This is a genomic window from Lederbergia ruris (genome assembly GCF_018332955.1).
GTDB classification, from domain to species: domain Bacteria; phylum Bacillota; class Bacilli; order Bacillales; family Bacillaceae_C; genus Lederbergia; species Lederbergia ruris.
Genome location: NZ_BORB01000031.1, coordinates 13,935 through 34,637 on the forward strand (window position 1 = coordinate 13,935; position 20,703 = coordinate 34,637).

Sequence of the window (20,703 nt, forward strand, 5' to 3'; positions counted from 1 at the left end):
AGCGCTAATCAATCTCTTTCACAAGGGACTGGCGCTTCATCGTATCACATTACTTGGACATTTCTTCCGCTTCTTTCACGGCATAAGGCACATGATAACGATAAGATTTGAAACCTGCCCATGCACTTGCGGCTCCAAGAGCAATGAAGAGGATCCCTATAATGTAAGTCAGGGTTGTTTGATATAAAAATAATTGATTAATCCCGAAAAAGGCAACGAAAATTCCGAGTGCCACACTAGATTTCCCATTGAGCAATTTCTTCTCCATAGGTAAGTGACTGCGTACATATTTTATTTTATAAAAGACATAAAAAGACAATGACAACACAATGATAAACACCAAAATAGGCATAAAGGTACATCCTCCATTTCATATTAAAACCTGTATATAATTTATTGTAACCTAAATCACAAGGAAGACAATTGAAAACTATTTGAACAATAGAAAGAGGTTTAACGAATGAAGCAACAAATATTAGACGCGATTAAGCAATATGAAACGATTATTATCCATCGTCACGTTCGCCCTGATCCTGATGCTTATGGCTCACAAGGGGGACTAGCGGAAATTCTTAAGACTTCCTTTCCTGAAAAGAAAGTATTGGTAACAGGGAAACATGAGGCGGAATTAGACTATTTATTTGTTCCAGATACCGTAACGGATGAGCAATATAAGGGGGCACTTGTTATCGTCTGTGATACAGCCAATCAGGAAAGAATTTGTGATGATCGTTATTCCTTAGGGGAAAAATTAATCAAAATTGATCATCATCCAAACGAAGATCCATACGGAAATCCTTGTTGGGTTGATACGACTGCTTCTTCAACGAGTGAAATGATTTATGAATTTTATTTATATGGGAAAGAAAAAGGTCTGAAAATGACGAATAAGGCAGCTAAGTTGATATTTTGTGGGATTGTTGGTGATACAGGTCGTTTTCAGTTTCCGAGTACAACGAAGCGAACTTTTCAATATGCTAGTGAGTTAATTGAATATGATTTTGATCGAACCGAGCTTTTTAATCATATGTATGAGCTAGAACCGAAAATGATCAAGCTTCAAGGCTATGTGTATGAACATTATGAAATCAATGAGGATGGAGCAGCGATTGTTAAATTAAACCAGTCCACACTAAAAAAATTCAATACAACTCCTTCGGAAGCTTCCATTCTTGTCGGTTCTTTAGGGAATATAAAAGGCATAAAAGCATGGTGTTTTTTAATCGAGGAGGAAAAGGAAATTCGCGTTCGTTTACGCTCGAAGAAGCCTGTGATTAATACAATTGCGAAAAAATACGGAGGTGGAGGACACCCGCTAGCAGCAGGAGCTTCCGTTTCTTCGTGGGAAGAAGCTGAGTTGGTTAAAAAAGATATACAGGAAGTATGCCGTTAGGGCTGCTGGTAGCCCGTATAGTGAAACATCTGTACCAGGATTATATGGAGCAGGGGATGTAATTAAGTATGATGGGAAAGTTCACTTAATTGCAGGAGCCTTTCTGGATGCGCTCAATGCCGTGAATAAGGCCAAACAATTGATTGAGCCAGCTGCTATGGAATTCGGCATGGTATTTTCTCATAACGATATATTCAAAAAACGAAATAAGAAACTAGTAGATCAATTAATGAGATAATGCCCAGAAAAACTAGATTGATCGTCCGTAGCTAATTTTGGGTGATCAATCTAGTTTTCAAATTTACACATGTCAAGAGTTTCATGAGTATGAAACTCTTGAAAAATCATTAAAACGAGTATTAGGAGCCTCTAAGAAGCGTTTGGATGTACGAAAATGCAAAGGGACAGTGAAAACGTAGATCCAAGAAGCGTTTGGATGTACGAAAATGCAAAGGGACAGCAAAAATGTAGATCCAAGAGGTGTTTGGATGTACGAAAATGCAAAGGAACAGCGAAAACGTAGATCCAAGAGGTGTTTGGATGTACAAAAATGCAAAGGGACAGCAAAAATGTAGATCCAGAGTGCGTTTGGATGTACGAAAATGCAAAGGGACAGCGAAAACGTAGATCCAAGGAGCGTTTGGATGTACGAAAATGCAAAGGAATAGCGGAAACGTAGATCCTTTCTTGGTACACAGAAGAACTTAGGAAATCACAAAGACGTGTATCAGGAATCGCTCTAGTGCTTCAAAAATTATTCCTCCTTAATAATTGTCATCCTCCCTCTCTTTTTGCATTTTCTGTTAATCCGCTAACCTTAGTTCTATTTCAATATGAATGGTTGTGTAATAATGAATTTCGCGTATGACAAATTCATATTTTTTTCCGTTAATCTTTACGATTTTATTTTCAATTGCTTTTTCTATTATTTCTTTATTTTTATATACAGTAGCTAGATCCTTAGCGAGTAGGGAGCGTAAATCATCTTGAATCGCGTCCTGAACAGTGTGAATGCTTTGACTGTCTTTAATATCGTATTTTTCGTAGTTGGTTAGCTCGACTTTTATTTTTTGAATGGTAAGCATTTCTTCGTTTTTTTCGTTCAATTCTTTATAATCATCCTGCCAAATTTTGATATCGCTTTGCAGTTCACGAATTTTATTTGTTTGTTCTTGCATGATCACACTATTTCTTTCTTGCATCACCCCGAACATGAAAAGAAAGATGATCCAGCTAATACATCCACCAACAGCCATTCCGGCAAATAGTCGCTGCCAGTTGCTATTTCTATATAAGGGCGGAATCCTCATGTGATATGCTCCTGAGTGAGCCAAGCAATGATCAGAGCAGCTGATTTTGCTCCACCCATCGCTGAAAGAATAAGTAGAAATTGCTTGAACAAATCTTTTGTTCCTCCATCTAGGAATCCTTTTTCAAAACTATAGACCGTATCAAATGTGCCGCCAATCGCAGCAACAATCGCCCAAATTCTAATTTGGCTGGAAATATTTTGGATTTGAGTAAGTAAGGGTTCTCCCGTAATAAAAGCGGCTATACTTCCAATTAAAGATCCACCTATAACCACCCCAAAAGCAATAAAATAACTATTAAAAAATGCAGGAAAAAAAGCTTCGTTCATCTTAACATCTCCTAAAAAACATTCTGCTTATTACAATATATGGGACAAACTCAAGATGTATGAAAAAACGCACGGTTAAATTTTGAGTATCACAATCATTTCATTTTTAGTTATGCTCGTTCATAATAGTAGTTAGAATAACGGAAAGGGTGGAATTCATGAGTTTTGCCCACTTGCAAATATCAACTTCCTATAGCTTACTCTCGAGTACTATCTCTATTTCCGCACTCGTTGAAAAAGCGAAAAGATTAGAATACACGGCACTGGCATTAACGGATTGTAATGTATTATATGGGGTCTTACCTTTTTACAAAGCTTGCGTAAAGGCAGGCATAAAGCCCATCATTGGGATGACGGCCATGTATAAAAAAGAGGAGAATGGCCCGGTCTATCCGCTGATCCTCCTTGCACAAAATCATAAAGGATATAAAAACCTCTTAAAAATCTCTACCATTATAAAAACAGGGGGAGGAGAATCGATCCTTTGGGAAGAATTACTTTCATATACACACGGATTAATTGCTCTCTCTCCAGGTAAAAAGGGGGAGATCGAGCAACTGCTTCTTCATTCTCATGAAAAGGAAGCGGCAGATGTTGCTAACGAGTATAAAGAAGTTTTTGGGAATAACCAATTTTATCTTGCAGTTCAAAATCATCATGAAGCAGTGGAAACAGAATTAAGGCAGAAGCTTGTAAGTATAGCAACCCAGTTAAACATTCCAATTGTTGCGACCAATGATGTGCAATATTTAGAGCCAGAAGAGGCTTTTGCCCAAGAATGTTTATTAGCCATTCGAGACGGTGTTCAGATCACCTTACCGGAAAAAAAGATCAAGAAAGAGTACTATTTTAAAAGCAAACAAGAAATGCAAGAACTTTTCACTGATCTTCAAGAAGCGATCGACAATATTGGGCAAATTGTTGAAGCATGTAATGTGATGGTTGAAACCAGTCAGGAACTATTACCAAAATACCCGCTCCCAGAGGGAGAAAATTCTGCCAACTACTTAAAAAGGCTATGTGAGTTTGGATTAAAACAAAGGCTTGTATCTCCAGATAAGCAATATGATGAACGATTAGACTATGAATTAAGCACCATTCAACGGATGGGTTTTAATGATTATTTCTTAATTGTTTGGGATTTTATGAAATATGCGAGAGAACATGGCATTTTAACAGGACCTGGCAGGGGCTCTGCTGCTGGATCCCTTGTCGCTTATTTATTAGGCATTACAGATGTGGATCCGATCAAACACCAATTGCTTTTCGAACGTTTTTTAAATCCCGAACGAGTAAGTATGCCTGATATCGATATTGATTTTCCAGATCATCGCCGTGATGAAGTGATTGAGTATGTAATGGAAAAGTATGGCCGAAATCATGTTGCACAAATTATCACTTTTGGAACTTTTGCCGCAAAAGCGGCAATGCGAGATACAGCAAGGGTATTCGGGCTTACCTCTTCTGAATTAGAGGAACTATCAAAACTTATTCCTTCTCGTCTAGGTATATCTTTAAAGCAAGCTTTGCAGGAATCAGAGGGATTACAGAAGTTTGTCCAACAAACGGAGCGGAATCGCTTGTTATTTGAAACAGCTCTTATTTTGGAAGGATTACCACGGCATACCTCTACACATGCAGCCGGGGTGATCATTTCTGAACAACCATTGACAGAGCTTATTCCTCTACAGGGTGCGGAGACAGGAACCTATTTAACGCAATTTCCCATGGGAGATTTAGAGGAAATAGGGTTATTGAAAATGGATTTTCTAGGTTTGCGAAATCTGACTCTATTAGAACAAATCATAAGAAGCGTTGAAAAAAATACTGGTAAGAAATTAGCGGTAAACCAAATCCCTTTTACAGATAAAAAAACATTTGCTTTGTTACAAAAAGGAGAAACATCCGGGATTTTTCAGTTGGAGTCAGATGGTATGCGCAAAGTTTTGCGTGAATTAAAACCAACGGAATTCGAAGACATTGTCGCTGTAAATGCTTTATTCAGACCTGGGCCAATGGATAATATTCCAGAGTATATTGCTTGTAAGCATGGAAAGAAACAAGTGCATTATCCACACCCAGATTTACGGCCTACTCTCGAGCTTACATATGGAGTGATCGTCTACCAAGAGCAAATTATGCAAATTGCAGCCACGATGGCTGGTTTTTCATTAGGTGAAGCCGATTTATTGCGGCGCGCTGTTAGTAAGAAGAAGAAGGCTGACTTGGATCACGAAAGAATGCATTTTGTACAGGGCGCAATGCAAAAAGGACATAATGAACAAACCGCTAACCAGATTTATGATTTGATTGTGCGGTTTGCCAATTACGGATTTAATCGGAGTCATGCAGTAGCCTATAGTTATATTGCGTGGCAATTGGCCTATTTAAAAGCGCATTATCCAAAGGAGTTTATGGCCGCACTTTTGACGTCTGTAGTCGGGAATGATCAAAAGATAGCAAAATACATTCATGAAGCGAAACAATTAGGGATTAAAATACTGCCGCCGTCTATTAATGCAAGTCAGTATCCTTTTATCGCGAATGCCGAGGGAATTCGATTCAGCCTTGGAGCCATTAAAGGCATTGGGGTTGCGGCATTACGGGAGATCACTCTTCATAGGAAAGGCGGATCATATCGGGATTTATTTGATTTCTGCATGAGGGTATCGCCGAAAGCCGTCAATCGTAAAGTGTTAGAGGCGCTTGTCTATGCAGGAGCACTAGATGAATTTGGATATGACCGGGGAACTTTATTAGCTACCTTGGATGTGGCCTTAGAACATGCAGAATTGATGCGACCTTCTGCAGGAACAGATTTATTTGCTGGTGATGAGGCATTTCGAATTCAGCCTAAATATGTGGAAGTTGAGCCACTTGAAATGGCGGAGAAACTTTTTCATGAAAAATACTATTTAGGTTTGTATATTTCCGATCACCCTACCAGTATTTATCAAAAGCAATTTACTGCAGCGCAAGTCACACCACTTCTGCAAATGCACCCTAGATTAAGGAATGTGTCGGCAGGTGTATATATAACAAACGTAAAAAAAATTAGGACAAAAAAAGGGGATTTAATGGCCTTTGTAAAAATGAGCGATCCTTCTGGTGAGCTCGAGGGCGTCATATTTCCCGATGCATTCCGTAAGTTTGGAGAGCTCTGTCAAGAAGGAGAAGTCGTGTTAGTTACCGGGCATTCTGAACAAAGAGAGAATCATGTACAATTAATTATTCAACAACTTCAAGACCCGAAAAACTTAAAACACGAATTAGACGGACAAAAAAGGACAAATTTATATATACGGATACCAAAGGACTTACATCAACGTGAGATCTTATATAAACTTAGAGCGGTTCTCCAAAAATATCCAGGTGAAACGACAGTCGTTCTCCATTATGAAAAGACAAGGAAAACAATCAAATTAGGAAAGACAGATCAGATTGAGCCTTCCGCTTCTTGTCTTTTTGAATTAGAACAATTATTAAGAAAAGAAAATATCGTTTTGAAATAACGTGACTTACAATTCGCCAATACCAACTGAGCTTTTTGTCGAATTTAATCATGTTCGGAAATAACTTTTTCAAAGAATAGAAATATGGTATATTTGTTGAGAAGCTTTTGTGGCCAGACCACTTAGATTTTGGATAAATATCAAAAAGTGCGTGTTCAAAAGGAGCGAGTCTTATTGTCTTTACGTGAAGAAGCACTGCATATGCACAAACTCCATAAAGGGAAGCTAGAATCTAAATCAAAGGTTGAAGTTAAAAATGCTAAGGATTTGAGCTTAGCTTATTCACCAGGTGTTGCTGAGCCTTGTAAAGTAATTTATGAAAAGCCGGAAGCGCAATATGATTATACAATGAAGGGGAATATGGTGGGCATTGTTACAAATGGTACAGCTGTACTTGGACTCGGAAATATCGGACCAGAGGCAGCCTTACCTGTGATGGAAGGAAAAGCCGTATTATTTAAAAGTTTTGCCGGTGTAGACGCCTTTCCTATTTGTTTAAAGACAACAAATATCGAGGAAATCGTTCAAACTGTAAAGTTGCTAGAGCCCAATTTCGGTGGTATCAATCTGGAAGACATTGCCGCCCCCCATTGTTTCACAATTGAAAATCGGTTGAAAAAGGAAACGAGCATTCCCATTTTCCATGACGATCAACACGGTACGGCGATTGTAACGGTAGCTGGATTGGTCAATGCTCTCAAGCTCACGAACCGGAAAATGAATAATATCAAAGTGGTTCTGAATGGTGCGGGAGCAGCAGGGATTGCGATTATCAAACTTCTTTCGAGTTACGGTGTGCGAGATATGATCATGTGTGATTCAAAAGGCGCTATTTATGAAGGACGCCAGGAAGGCATGAATGAGGTGAAGGAGGAAGTTGCAAAATATACCAACCTCCACAAGCTTCAAGGAAAACTTGCAGATATCATCAAAAATACAGATGTTTTTATCGGAGTATCTGTAGCAGGTGCCTTAACAAGTGAGATGATCCAATCTATGAATGAAAATCCGATTATCTTTGCTATGGCAAATCCTCAACCTGAAATTATGCCAGCTGAGGCAAAAGCTGCGGGGGCGATAGTAATTGGAACCGGGCGTTCAGACTTCCCCAATCAAGTGAACAATGTATTAGCTTTTCCAGGGATTTTTAGGGGAGCATTAGATGTAAGAGCTACACATATCAACGAAGAGATGAAACAGGCAGCTGTCCAGGCCATTGCTGATCTGATTTCAGATAAAAAAAGATCAACGGATTATATTATCCCAGATCCTTTTGACCCACGTGTTGCCCCAAACGTTGCTGCTGCAGTCGCAAAAGCGGCTATGGAAACCGGAGTGGCTCGTATAAAAGTCAATCCCGATGAAGTGCGTGAAAAGACAAGACAACTGGCTATCATCGGAAATGAATGAGTGAACATACGAATGAATATGGAGAAAGAGCAGTCGAAAGTATATCTTGGGATCGTACAAGACATTAAAAAAATTATTGTAACGGATGGTCTCAAACAAGGTGATAAAATTCCCTCAGAAAGAGAATTATCTGAGCGACTTAAGGTAGGAAGGTCTTCTGTGCGAGAGGCCCTAAGAGCCTTAGAGCTTTTAGGGTTAATTGAAACACGCAGAGGGGAAGGTACCTTTCTATCTGACTTTAAAAACCATCAGTTAATTAAGATACTCGGAATGTTCATATTAGAGGATCCACTTGTACGAGAAGATTTAGATGATACAAAACGGATCTTGGAAAAAGAATTATATCTAAGTGTTCGCTCTTTATCGGACAAGTCAAGGATTAAAGCTTTGCGTGATCACATTATGGAGCAGGGACCAGTGGAATTGGAACATGTCTTGAGACTGTCTAATCATCGGTTGCTATTTAGAATTTGGGAAGTGCTTAATAGCTATTCCACTAAGACGAATCAGCCAGATAAAATGGTCGATCAAAAGTATATAGAGGCATTATTGACTGAAAATTAGAGAGTCGCAAAGCCGATTTTAAAAATGAGACAATATCTGGCAAAATGTGAAAGCTGATAGGGGGAGAGCCATTTGCTTAAGGACTTTTTTTCTAAACCGAAAAAAAGGAAATATGCAGCAGTACCATCAGAAGCTGCAAAAACAGACGTTCCTGAAGGCATTATGACAAAATGCCCGGAATGTAAAAAAATTATGTATACGAAAGATTTACGGAAAAATTTAAAAGTATGTTTACATTGTGATCATCATTTACGAATGACAGGCTATGAACGTATTGAAAGTTTGTTTGATGAAGGAAGCTTTCAGGAATTCAAGGAAAATATTACAACCGGAAACCCATTAGAATTTCCGGGGTATTTAGAGAAAGTTGAGAAAGACAAAAAGAAGACAGATCTAGACGAAGCTGTATTAACCGGAACGGGTACTATCGAAAGCCAGCAAGTCGTGATAGCAGTGATGGATTCTCATTTCCGTATGGGCAGTATGGGCTCTGTAGTGGGAGAGAAAATTGCAAGAGCCATTGAAAAAGCAGGAGAAATGAAGGTGCCTTTTTTAATTTTCACAGCTTCAGGTGGAGCAAGAATGCAAGAAGGAATCTTATCGCTTATGCAAATGGCTAAAACAAGTTCTGCATTGAAGGTGTTTAGTGAGCAAGGCGGATTAATTGTATCGGTGATGACGCATCCAACAACCGGTGGAGTTTCGGCCAGCTTTGCTTCGCTAGGAGACTTTAATTTTGCTGAGCCCGGAGCCTTGATTGGCTTCGCTGGTCGCCGAGTCATTGAGCAAACCATCCGTGAAGATTTACCTGATGATTTCCAAACCGCGGAATTTCTTTTAGATCACGGTCAATTGGATGGAGTGATTCATCGCCGCGATTTAAAAGAAAGGTTAGTAACGATTTTAGATATTCATCAGCAAGAAGGTGAACAAGTATGGTAAATGAGACTGAATTTGATAAGCCGGTTTTGGAACTTCGAAAAAAGATCGCTGAGCTACGAGCGTTTACGAGAGAGTCAGATGTAGATCTAACAGATGAAATTGATAAATTAGAAAGGCGTTTAGAAAAGTTAGAAAATGATGTTTATGAAAACCTGGGACCATGGGACCGCGTGCAAATTGCCAGGAACTCGAATCGCCCGACCACTTTGGACTATATTCAATACCTTTTTACTGATTTTATAGAATTGCATGGTGATCGAGTTTTCGGAGATGATAAAGCCATTGTAGGTGGTATCGCGAAATACAGAGGTCTTCCTGTAACGGTCATTGGTCACCAACGTGGCCGTGATACGAAGGAAAATATATATCGGAATTTTGGTATGCCCCATCCAGAAGGATTTCGTAAGGCCCTACGTCTAATGAAACAGGCGGAGAAATTTGAGCGCCCGATTATTTGTTTTGTGGACACGAAAGGGGCTTATCCTGGTAAAGCAGCTGAAGAAAGAGGGCAAAGTGAAGCCATTGCTCGTAATTTATTTGAAATGGCTGGAATTAGGGTTCCAATTATTTGTCTTGTAACGGGAGAAGGCGGCAGTGGTGGAGCATTAGGATTAGGGCTAGGAAATCGAATCTTTATGCTTGAAAACTCCGTATATTCCGTCATTTCTCCAGAAGGAGCAGCTAGTATCTTATGGAAGGATGCCTCCCTATCTAAAAAAGCAGCAGAAGCGATGAAAATAACGGCATCCGATTTACTTGATTTTAACATCATTGATGAAGTCATTCAGGAAGTAAAAGGTGGCGCACACAGAGATGTGGAACGCCAAGCGCAATTTATTGATCCTATTTTATACCAAGCATTGAAGGAATTAACCGCACTTACTCCAGAAGAACGAGTAAACCAGCGTTATAATAAATTTAGACAAATGGGCAAGTTTATAGAAGAAACTGAACCTAAAATGATTGTTCAAAAAGGAGGATAAAAAGGACCAAGAAGTTCGAGGCGGCGCAGTCTTCGAGCAGCGGAATGTATGCATTTAGATACATGAGCAGCGGAGAAGCAAGCCAACGAAGAAATTCGCAGTGTCATTTTTACCGGACATTTTGAACATCCTCTTGAAAAGTCAAATAAATTCTTACTGAAAAAACTGTTCCAATAGAATGCTGAAATTTTATATATGGTATGTGGGAAAAAATGCGGATACTATATATAGATGTTAAGGAAAAACTCGGCATACATGGGGCAGTTTTTCCTATTTATAGTGCTGAAACATTTGAGAATCCGACAATAAAGTGGTATTTTAAAAGATGGAGATTAAATAATCCGAGATGGGTTTAATCATGGACTCAAGTATTGTGAAATTAGTTTTGCATGGAAGGCGAGAACAAAAGCGCAAGCGACTGTTCAGCGACGTACAAATTTGGAGCATAAGGTTCAAAGGCTAAATACGCGCCGTCCTGGCGGCAGACTCAATCGCGACGTCCTGTCGCTTCGTCTGCACTAGTACATCCTTGTACGTCGCAACGCCTTTGTGACCAACGTCCTGTTGGCCTGAGATAAAGGAAACACGACGACGAAGGAGCCGATGTTGACTTATCGTAGGAAGAAGGCGTAAATTTGCTAGTCGCTAGGCGCTGGAGCTGGATGTCAACCGCGGCATAAGCAACTTATCCACAAGCTAGAATTTTATAGTTTCCTAAGCGAAATAAATCAACTAAGTTGCCTTAATGAAAAAGCACTAAATTATGGGAGAATGGATGTTTTACATAATCATACGATTGTAACGAATAGGAGTGATGATCATGAAGAAGATTGGTGTTTTAACAAGTGGTGGAGACGCCCCTGGCATGAATGCGGCGATAAGAGCTGTTGTAAGAAAGGCTATTTTTCATGGCATAGAGCCCTACGCGATTCAACAAGGCTTTAGCGGTTTGATGAATGGAAATATAAAAAAATTAGAGTTAGGGTCTGTGGGAGATATTATTCAGCGAGGTGGCACCATTCTCCGATCTGCACGCTGTGAAGAATTTAAAACAAGAGAAGGCCAACTAAAAGGTGTCGAACAATTAAAGAAATTTGAACTTGATGGACTTGTTGTCATTGGTGGAGATGGCTCTTACAGAGGAGCAAAGGCTTTAACAGAGCATGGGTTTCCATGTGTAGGTGTGCCAGCAACGATTGATAATGATATTCCTGGTACGAGTCATACGATCGGCTTTGATACGGCTTTAAATACCGTTTTAAGCGCCATCGACAATATTCGTGATACAGCTTCATCCCATGAGCGAACATTTATTATTGAAGTAATGGGGCGTGGAGCGGGTGATATTGCTTTATACTCTGGATTGGCTGGTGGAGCCGAAACTATTATCATTCCTGAAGAAGGTTTTGATATGAAAGACATTTGTGATCGACTTCATAAAGGACAAGAACGTGGGAAAAAGCATTCCATTATTGTTGTTGCTGAAGGAGTCATGAGTGGAACAGAATTTGCGGAGAAATTAAAAAAGGCGATCGACATTGAAACTCGTGTTTCAGTTTTAGGGCATATTCAACGTGGTGGAACACCAACAGGTTATGATCGCGTATTGGCGAGTCGACTTGGAGCAAAAGCCGTTGAATTATTGATGGAAGGCAAAGGTGGAAGAGCATTAGGGATCGAACAGAATAGAATTATTGATAATGATATTTTAAGCATTTTGGACGAGCCGCATGTATTCCATGAGGATATTTATCAGCTATCCAAGGAATTATCGATTTAAGTAGGGAATATTCTAGGAGGAAGAAAGATGAAAAAGACAAAAATAGTTTGTACCATTGGACCCGCAAGTGAAAATTCGGATACATTATATGATTTAATCCAAGCTGGGATGAATGTTGCGCGTCTAAACTTTTCCCATGGGGATCATGATGAACATTTGAATCGAATTGTTAATATAAGAGAATCAGCTAAGAAAGCCGGGAAAAATGTAGGAATTTTATTGGATACAAAGGGACCTGAAATTCGTACCCATAATATGAAAGATGGAGCTATTGAATTAACTCAAGGTTCAACGGTTGTTGTTTCAATGAAAGAAGTCCTAGGAACAGAGGAGAAATTTTCATTATCTTATCCTGGACTGATCAATGATGTTCATATTGGCTCTACTATTTTGTTAGATGATGGCTTAATTGGCCTAGAAGTAATAGAGATTCAAAAAGAAAATGATGAAATTATTACGAAGGTTATGAATAGCGGAACACTTAAAAATAAAAAAGGTGTAAACGTACCTGGTGTCTCTGTGAATTTACCAGGGATTACAGAGAAAGATGCAAGAGATATATTGTTCGGTATTGAACAAGGAATTGATTTTATCGCAGCTTCTTTCGTAAGAAGAGCCTCCGATGTGATAGAGATTCGTCAATTGTTAGAAGAGAATGGTGGAGAATATATCCACATTATCCCTAAGATTGAAAATCAAGAGGGTGTGGATAATATTGATGAAATTCTTGCTGTCTCTGACGGTTTGATGGTCGCACGTGGGGATTTAGGTGTGGAAATTCCTACTGAGGCTGTTCCGTTGGTTCAAAAAATGTTGATCCGTAAATGTAATGAAGCAGGTAAACCGGTTATTACCGCGACGCAAATGCTTGATTCTATGCAACGTAATCCAAGACCAACTAGAGCAGAAGCTAGTGACGTAGCAAATGCCATTCTAGATGGATCGGATGCGGTCATGTTATCAGGAGAAACGGCAGCTGGTTCCTATCCAGTGGAAGCTGTGCAAACAATGAGCAATATTGCGGAATCAACAGAAAAAGCACTGAATCACAAAGAAATTCTAAACTATTTGAGCAAAAATAGTGAAGTGAATATGACAGATGCCATTTGCCAGTCGGTGGCACATACAGCCATTAACTTAGACGTAAGTGCGATTGTGACACCTACAGAAAGTGGCCATACGGCTCGCATGATTTCGAAATATCGTCCAAAGGTTCCAATCATTGCGATTACACATGAGGAAACGATTGTTCGTAGATTGATGCTTCAATGGGGAGTATATCCGCAAATGGGACAAAAAGTGACGACTACGGATGAAATGTTAGAAGATGCTGTGACAGAAAGCTTAAATTCTGGTTTAGTGAAACACGGTGACTTAATCCTTATTACGGGTGGAGTTCCGGTAGGAGAAGCAGGCGCAACCAATTTGATGAAGCTCCATGTGTTAGGCGATGTACTTGCTAAAGGCCAAGGAATCGGAAGAAAAACGGCTTTTGGTAAAGCATTTGTGGCAAGAAATGCAGACGAAGCTAGAGAAAAAGTAGAGCAAGGAAATGTAATGGTTTCGATTGGTACTGATCGAGATATGGTCCCTGCACTAGAACAATGTTCTGCATTGATCACTGAGGAAGGTGGCTTAACAAGTCATGCTGCAGTTGTTGGGCTAAACTTGGGAATTCCGGTAATTGTAGGGGTAGAGAACGCAACAAAGTTACTAAAAGATGGTCAAGAAATAACGGTAGATGCAACAAGAGGCGTTATTTACAATGGCCATGCTAGTGTTCTTTAATAAGTAAGTTTAAAAAGCCGGAGTTTTTTCCGGCTTTTTATATTCAACCATAAAACAAAAGCATGCTCCATTCTAGTTAATAAAGCCGAAGATATGTTACGATATAGACAAGAAATCTTCGGGATGTGGACAAAATGAGGTTATGGATACTTTTGTTTATTATACTGACAGCACTAGAAATTGGTGTTTTCATGTTAGCTGGAAAACTAATGGGAATTATTCCAACGGTGCTTTTAATTATTGTCACGGGAATGGTGGGGGCTTATTTAACTAGAAAACAAGGCCTAAATGTTCTATATCAATTACAAGGTCAAATTCAAAATGGACAACCTCCTGGAGTGGCTATATTAGATGGAGTTTGTATTTTGATCGGTGGGATTTTGTTAATAAGTCCTGGCTTCATTACCGATGTTACCGGATTAATCCTTTTAGTCCCATTCACACGGAAATTTATAAAACCCTATTTGCTTAAATTAGTAAAAAGATGGGTGAGTCGTAGACAATTATATATTTATCGTTAAGAAAAGAGCCTAATAATAGAAAAAGGCTCTTTTTCATGATTATTTCTTTATGTCGGCAGAGCCATGTTGAATATAAGCCCAAATGTCTTTAAATACATTGGCTCTATGTAGGGTTGTTATGAGAACTAACATAACTGGACCGAGAATTAACCCTAGGAATCCAATTAATTTAAAGCCAACGAATAAGGCGACTAAAGTGGCTAGAGGATTCATTCCAATACTGGATGATAATATTTTGGGTTCCATTAGTTGTCTCTGTACAACGACAACGGTATACAGGATCCCAAGGCCTAAGGCTAATCCATAATTACCTATGATGATTTCATAGATAATCCAAGGAACAAAGACGGTTCCGGTGCCGAGATAGGGCAAAATATCAAAAATTCCTGCTATTAAAGCAATCGTGATGGCATATTTAACACGTAAGATGAGCAATCCTACCAATACTATGACCAATGTAATAGAAATAAGGGTAAATTGGGCTTTTACAAATCCAAACAATGCTTTCTTTAAATCAACGAAGACTTTATTGCCACTAAATTTGACCTTTTCGGGAATTATTTTTTTCATCAAATCTATTAGTTTTTCTTGATCTTTACTAATGAAGAATGTAGCTAATACAGAAAAAACCAAGACTGTGGCGGCATTCGGGATCCAAGAAACCAAAGAAGGTAATTTTAAAAAGAAACTTTGTAAAAAATTTGTAGCAGTTTCCGTTATTTTGCTCCCTGTTTTACTAATGCTTTCCATGATGGTCCCTTGCTGGTTACTATCTAGATTATTGAACGTACTTGCTAGTCTTTCGTAAAAGGGAATAATTTGACTAGCAAACAAGTTTTGAATATATTCAATAAGCGTTCGTGTATGTTCCGGTACTACTGTGGATAAATAATTAGCACCATCGACAATCTCGGCAATGAGTAGCGTAATTAACCCCGCAAAAATAGAAATTAATAAAAGCGATGAAGTGACAACGGCAAGGGCGCGAGGGAATTTCCATTTTTTTTCAAGGAAATGGACGGCCGGACTAATAATCATAGCGATGATAATGGCAATAATAAACGGGTATGTTAATTTAGCTGTAAAGTAAAGAACAAAAAAGGATAAAACGACAATGAAAATGACGATAAAAAAACGAATGAGCTTGAAAACATTTTCGCGTTTCATTGGACACCTCATATTTTAATTTTGCTAACGAACATATTCTTTCAACTATCATAACATGATCGAACAGAATGAAGCATTAAATATAAACAACAAAGGAAGGTACATATGTTAAGTCATCCATTACTATTTATGATCATGCTGTTGGCTATAGGATTTATAGCTAAGAATAATTCACTTATTCTTGCCGCAGCTGTACTCATTATTTTAAGGCTAATTGGGGCAGATGAAAAGATTTTTGCTGTTTTACAAACAAAGGGAATTAATTGGGGTGTCACGATCATTACCATTGCGGTTCTGGCACCGATCGCCAGTGGTCAAATCGGTTTTAAGGAATTGGGAGAGGCTATAAAATCTCCGTATGCTTGGATTGCGCTTGCTGCCGGCATGGCTGTCGCATTGATTGCCAAATATGGAATTCAGCTTTTATCAACAGATCCCCATATTACGACAGCCCTCGTAATTGGGACAATTTTGGCTGTGGCTGTTTTTAAGGGGGTAGCCGTAGGACCATTGATAGGCGCAGGGATTGCCTATATGGCGATGAAGATTTTTGACTTTATAAAATAAACATATGTGAATACTCAAGGAAATCTGGTTTAAAATATACCCTCTAAGCGTTTCCATTCCCAAAATAGGAATTTTTAGTTATAATAACAATGGATGGAAAATCTATATTCTCTATAATGGACAAGAAAGAATTTTAGTCTATAATTGAATAGGGGATTGAAGCGTTGACAAATTTTGCGGAACTTGTTAAATTCCGTCGGGCTTTCATTGTTTTTTTATGATGAAGATCAGTTTAAAAATAAAGGAGATGTTACTTTTATGACAGCAACACGTGGATTGGAAGGCATTGTAGCAACTACATCTTCCATAAGTTCAATCATCGATGACACTCTTACATATGTTGGTTACAATATTGATGATCTGACAAAAAATGCCAGCTTCGAAGAGATCATTTATCTTTTATGGCATTTGGAATTGCCAAATAAACAGCAATTAGAAGAGTTGAAACAACAATTAGCTGACAATATGGAAATTCCGCAAGAAATCATTGATAGTTTTAAAACATACCCAATTGAAAAAGTGCACCCAATGGCGGCACTTCGTACAGCTGTTTCTACTTTAGGATTATTTGATGAAGAGGCAGATGTCATGGAGAAAGAAGCGAACTTTCGTAAGGCAATCCGCCTACAAGCAAAAATGCCTACGCTTGTGGCAGCATTTGCGCGAATTCGTAATGGAGAAGAGCCAGTTGCTCCTAACAAGGATTATAGTCTTGCAAAAAACTTCCTTTATATGTTGAATGGTAAAGAACCAAGTGCTGTAGAAGTTGAGGCAATGGATAAGGCTTTAATTCTCCATGCAGATCATGAGTTAAATGCCTCTACATTCACTGCTCGTGTTTGTGTTGCAACATTGTCAGATATGTATTCTGGTGTGACAGCAGCAATCGGCGCTCTAAAGGGGCCGCTACATGGTGGTGCAAACGAACAGGTTATGAAAATGCTTACAGAAATTGGGTCTGTGGATAAAGCAGAAGAATATATTTTGAACAAGCTTGCCAATAAAGAAAAAATTATGGGCTTCGGTCATCGTGTATACCGAAAAGGTGACCCACGCGCAAAGCATTTACGTGAAATGTCTCGAAAGCTAACTGAAATTACGGGTGAAACACAGTGGTATGAAATTTCTGAGAAAGTACGTGAAGTACTAACATCTAAGAAACCTTTACCACCTAATGTCGATTTTTATTCTGCATCTGTTTACCATAGCCTGAAAATCGACCATGATTTATTTACACCTATTTTTGCCGTATCGCGCGTTTCGGGATGGATTGCCCATATTCTTGAACAATATGAAAATAACAGATTGATCCGTCCGCGTGCAGAATATACAGGACCAGGGATGCGTGCATTCAAACCACTTGAAGATCGTTAAGAATATAGAGAAATATCTTAATATCTGTTAGAATAAAAACTGGAGAAAATAATGGAGGGAACTTACATGGCAGAGAAAATTACAGTTGAAAACGGTGTTCTACATACACCAGATCATCCGGTTATTCCTTTTATTGAGGGGGATGGAACTGGTCCAGACATTTGGGCAGCAGCACAAAGAGTTTTAGATGCAGCTGTTGAAAAAGCTTATGCTGGAAAAAGAAAGATTGAATGGAAAGAAGTTTACGCAGGGGAAAAAGCATTCAATAAATTCGGCGAATGGCTTCCTGAAGAAACACTTGAAACAATCCGTGAATATTTAATTGCAATTAAAGGACCATTAACAACTCCAATTGGTGGAGGTTTCCGTTCATTGAACGTAGCTCTTCGTCAAGAACTTGATTTGTTTGTTTGTCTTCGTCCTGTACGTTATTTCGAAGGTGTACCTTCCCCTGTCAAGCGTCCAGAAGATTGTGATATGGTCATTTTTCGTGAAAATACAGAGGATATTTATGCGGGGATTGAGTATAAAGAGGGAACAGATGAAGTCAAGAAACTAATCGATTTCCTGCAAAATGAAATGGGCGTTAATAAAATTCGCTTTCCAGAAACATCAGGAATTGGGATTAAACCAATTTCAACAGAAGGAACAGAGCGCTTAGTACGTTCTGCGATTAATTATGCACTAAAAGAAGGACGTAAATCTGTGACTCTTGTGCATAAAGGAAACATCATGAAATTTACGGAAGGTGCCTTCAAAAACTGGGGCTACGAGCTAGCGGAAAGAGAATTCGGAGATCAAGTGTTTACTTGGAATCAATATGACAAGATTAAGGAAGAACAAGGTACTGATGCAGCGAACAAAGCGCAAGCTGATGCAGAAGCTGCGGGTAAAATTATTATCAAAGATGCGATTGCGGATATTTTCCTACAACAAATTCTCACTCGTCCAAAAGAATTTGATGTTGTTGCAACGATGAACCTTAACGGAGATTATATTTCTGATGCGCTTGCTGCTCAAGTAGGTGGAATTGGAATTGCTCCTGGTGCAAACATTAACTATGAAACTGGACATGCTATTTTTGAAGCTACACATGGTACAGCACCTAAGTATGCAGGATTGGATAAAGTAAACCCATCATCAGTGTTGCTTTCTGGTGTATTAATGCTTGAGCATTTAGGATGGAACGAAGCTGCTGAGATGATTACCAAATCAGTAGAGAAAACAATTGAATCGAAAGTTGTTACTTATGACTTTGCTCGTCTAATGGAAGGGGCAACAGAAGTAAAGACTTCGGAATTTGCTACAGCTCTTATTGAAAATATGTAAGAGAGTTGGTAATTTTAGCGAGCGACCCGCATCTAGCGTGGCGCTCGCTTTCAAGTATTCTTTTCTAGCTGTGGATGAAATATAAATAAATCTATGAAAGAAGGGAATTTTTGATATGACAATGAGGCGTAAGAAGATATCTGTTATTGGCGGCGGTTTCACAGGAGCAACAACAGCCTTTTTATTAGCACAGAAGGAGCTTGGGGATGTTGTGCTCGTTGATATCCCGCAAATGGAAAATCCGACAAAGGGAAAGGCGTTAGATATGTTAGAAGCTAGCCCCGTCCAAGGCTTTGATGCTAATATTGTAGGAACGTCTAATTATGAGGATACGAAAGATTCTGATGTCGTGGTTATTACGGCTGGAGTTGCCCGTAAACCGGGTATGAGTCGAGATGATCTTGTACAAACAAACCAAACGGTAATGAAAAGTGTCACAAGTGAAATCGTTAAATATTCTCCTAATTGTCATATTATCGTTTTAACCAATCCTGTAGATGCGATGACTTATACCGTTTTCCAAGAATCTGGATTCCCAAAAAATCGCGTCATTGGCCAATCAGGTGTATTAGATACAGCGCGTTTCCGTACATTCATTGCCCAAGAATTAAATGTATCTGTTAAGGACATTATAGGATTTGTTCTTGGTGGTCATGGGGATGATATGGTACCGCTTGTACGCTATTCTTATGCTGGTGGGATCCCGCTTGAAACATTAATTCCGAAAGATCGTCTTGATGCTATTGTAGAACGCACTCGAAAAGGTGGCGGGGAAATTGTTAATCTCCTCGGAAATGGCAGTGCTTACTATGCTCCAGCAGCTTCTCTAGTTGAAATGGTAGAAGCGATTGTGAAAGATCAACGCCGTATACTTCCAACTATTGCCTATCTGGAAGGTGAATATGGTTTCGATGGTATTTATCTAGGTGTTCCGACAATTCTTGGTAAGGATGGAATCGAGAAGATCATTGAACTAGACCTAAAGGAAGATGAAAAAGCGGCCTTAGAAAAATCAGCAGACTCTGTTCGAGAGGTTATGAAAGTATTGCAATGATTGAAGCCGGTTAATGTGAGAACCAAAGCTGTCCAATTGACCATGCCGCAGCATGAAAGGGACGGCTTTCTTTTACATAAAAGAGCAGGTTGCTGAATATTTTTTTAAAACCCATTGGAGGTGTGCATGTGTTTCTAGGGAAAAATCGAAAGCTCGGCAGGAGACTTGAAGAGATAACGATTGGAGAGAAGCTTGTTTTAACGGAAAAGATGGAAGATAAGGATTTATTATTGTATCTAGGCTTGACAAATGACGCAAATCCACTCTTTATTCAACATGATTACGCTTCTCAAACGGAATTTAAAAAGCCGATAGTACCCACGATTATGCTAACGGGCATGATCACTTCCGCTATATCTAAATATTTGCCTGGTCCGGGTTCTCATATTCTAAGTCAGAATATTCAATTCCTAGAACCTGTCTATCATTATGAGACCATCGAATTTTTATTTGAAATAGTTGAAGTGAACAAAGATAAGCATATGCTTACGGTACAGGTAAGGGCCACGAATGAAAAAGAGCAACCAGTAATAAAAGGAAGTCTACATGTTCAACCACCTAGTGTGCTTCAAGATGAATAGCTTACATATGTTAAGGACCTGGAAACGATCTAGGTCCTTTTGAATGGGCAGCAAAGTATTTTTGTGGAAAGAACGCTCATTTTTTGAAACCATTTGCTT

General features: G+C 39.0%; 18 protein-coding genes and 1 pseudogene. 15 read left to right on the plus strand and 4 right to left on the minus strand.

Going from position 1 to position 20,703, the window contains the following annotated elements:
* Window positions 1-49 precede the first annotated feature (49 nt).
* A complete protein-coding gene (locus tag KI363_RS15585) occupies window positions 50-352 on the minus strand; it encodes a YtpI family protein (RefSeq protein ID WP_212966935.1) in 303 nt (100 codons plus the stop codon).
* 108 nt (window positions 353-460) lie between these two features.
* On the opposite strand from KI363_RS15585, the gene KI363_RS15590 reads away from it, so the two are divergent.
* Entirely contained in the window at window positions 461-1,393 is a 933-nt protein-coding gene (locus tag KI363_RS15590) for a DHH family phosphoesterase (RefSeq protein ID WP_212966936.1), read from the plus strand.
* Between the two features lie 4 nt (window positions 1,394-1,397).
* Window positions 1,398-1,631, plus strand: a pseudogene (locus KI363_RS22090) (thioredoxin reductase); the annotation flags it as partial.
* A 565-nt stretch (window positions 1,632-2,196) separates the two neighbouring features.
* On the opposite strand, the gene ytrI reads toward KI363_RS22090, so the two are convergent.
* Window positions 2,197-2,703 (minus strand): sporulation membrane protein YtrI, encoded by a 507-nt coding sequence (gene ytrI / locus KI363_RS15595; RefSeq protein ID WP_158324242.1) that lies wholly within the window; start codon window positions 2,701-2,703, stop codon window positions 2,197-2,199.
* Window positions 2,700-3,032 (minus strand): sporulation membrane protein YtrH, encoded by a 333-nt coding sequence (ytrH, locus tag KI363_RS15600; RefSeq protein ID WP_158324241.1) that lies wholly within the window; start codon window positions 3,030-3,032, stop codon window positions 2,700-2,702. The genes ytrI and ytrH overlap by 4 nt, the downstream gene beginning before the upstream one ends.
* A 158-nt stretch (window positions 3,033-3,190) precedes the next feature.
* On the opposite strand from ytrH, the gene dnaE reads away from it, so the two are divergent.
* From dnaE to KI363_RS15640, 8 genes are all read left to right on the plus strand, one after another.
* A complete protein-coding gene (dnaE, locus tag KI363_RS15605; RefSeq protein ID WP_212966937.1) occupies window positions 3,191-6,544 on the plus strand; it encodes a DNA polymerase III subunit alpha in 3,354 nt (1,117 codons plus the stop codon).
* A 174-nt stretch (window positions 6,545-6,718) separates the two neighbouring features.
* Window positions 6,719-7,954, plus strand: a complete 1,236-nt coding sequence (gene ystJ / locus KI363_RS15610) for an NADP-dependent malic enzyme (protein WP_212966938.1) — start codon at window positions 6,719-6,721, stop codon at window positions 7,952-7,954.
* A gap of 12 nt (window positions 7,955-7,966) precedes the next feature.
* Entirely contained in the window at window positions 7,967-8,518 is a 552-nt protein-coding gene (locus KI363_RS15615) for a FadR/GntR family transcriptional regulator (protein ID WP_158324238.1), read from the plus strand.
* Between the two features lie 72 nt (window positions 8,519-8,590).
* Window positions 8,591-9,460, plus strand: coding sequence for an acetyl-CoA carboxylase, carboxyltransferase subunit beta (accD, locus tag KI363_RS15620; protein WP_212966939.1), 870 nt, complete (start codon window positions 8,591-8,593; stop codon window positions 9,458-9,460).
* The gene (accA, locus tag KI363_RS15625; RefSeq protein ID WP_158324236.1) at window positions 9,454-10,443 is read left to right on the plus strand and encodes an acetyl-CoA carboxylase carboxyl transferase subunit alpha; all 990 of its coding nucleotides are present in this window, start codon (window positions 9,454-9,456) and stop codon (window positions 10,441-10,443) included. The genes accD and accA overlap by 7 nt, the downstream gene beginning before the upstream one ends.
* Window positions 10,444-11,263: 820 nt before the next feature.
* On the plus strand, window positions 11,264-12,223 hold the full coding sequence (gene pfkA, locus KI363_RS15630) for a 6-phosphofructokinase (protein WP_158324235.1): 960 nt from the start codon (window positions 11,264-11,266) through the stop codon (window positions 12,221-12,223).
* A gap of 27 nt (window positions 12,224-12,250) precedes the next feature.
* Entirely contained in the window at window positions 12,251-14,011 is a 1,761-nt protein-coding gene (gene pyk, locus KI363_RS15635) for a pyruvate kinase (RefSeq protein WP_158324133.1), read from the plus strand.
* 134 nt (window positions 14,012-14,145) lie between these two features.
* The gene (locus KI363_RS15640) at window positions 14,146-14,532 is read left to right on the plus strand and encodes an FxsA family protein (RefSeq protein WP_158324134.1); all 387 of its coding nucleotides are present in this window, start codon (window positions 14,146-14,148) and stop codon (window positions 14,530-14,532) included.
* Window positions 14,533-14,571: 39 nt separating this feature from the next.
* Here KI363_RS15640 and ytvI read toward each other — a convergent pair whose 3' ends face one another.
* Complete coding sequence (gene ytvI, locus KI363_RS15645) at window positions 14,572-15,699, minus strand: sporulation integral membrane protein YtvI (protein ID WP_158324135.1); 1,128 nt, start codon at window positions 15,697-15,699, stop codon at window positions 14,572-14,574.
* Between the two features lie 105 nt (window positions 15,700-15,804).
* On the opposite strand from ytvI, the gene KI363_RS15650 reads away from it, so the two are divergent.
* The 5 genes from KI363_RS15650 (at window position 15,805) to KI363_RS15670 (ending at window position 20,604) form a co-directional block, all read left to right on the plus strand.
* The gene (locus tag KI363_RS15650; protein ID WP_158324136.1) at window positions 15,805-16,266 is read left to right on the plus strand and encodes a DUF441 domain-containing protein; all 462 of its coding nucleotides are present in this window, start codon (window positions 15,805-15,807) and stop codon (window positions 16,264-16,266) included.
* Between the two features lie 258 nt (window positions 16,267-16,524).
* The gene (citZ, locus tag KI363_RS15655; protein WP_212966940.1) at window positions 16,525-17,640 is read left to right on the plus strand and encodes a citrate synthase; all 1,116 of its coding nucleotides are present in this window, start codon (window positions 16,525-16,527) and stop codon (window positions 17,638-17,640) included.
* A gap of 51 nt (window positions 17,641-17,691) precedes the next feature.
* Window positions 17,692-18,969, plus strand: a complete 1,278-nt coding sequence (gene icd, locus KI363_RS15660) for an NADP-dependent isocitrate dehydrogenase (protein WP_306345183.1) — start codon at window positions 17,692-17,694, stop codon at window positions 18,967-18,969.
* 115 nt (window positions 18,970-19,084) lie between these two features.
* A complete protein-coding gene (gene mdh / locus KI363_RS15665) occupies window positions 19,085-20,023 on the plus strand; it encodes a malate dehydrogenase (RefSeq protein ID WP_212966941.1) in 939 nt (312 codons plus the stop codon).
* Between the two features lie 128 nt (window positions 20,024-20,151).
* Window positions 20,152-20,604, plus strand: a complete 453-nt coding sequence (locus tag KI363_RS15670) for a MaoC/PaaZ C-terminal domain-containing protein (protein WP_158324140.1) — start codon at window positions 20,152-20,154, stop codon at window positions 20,602-20,604.
* Window positions 20,605-20,703 lie beyond the last annotated feature (99 nt).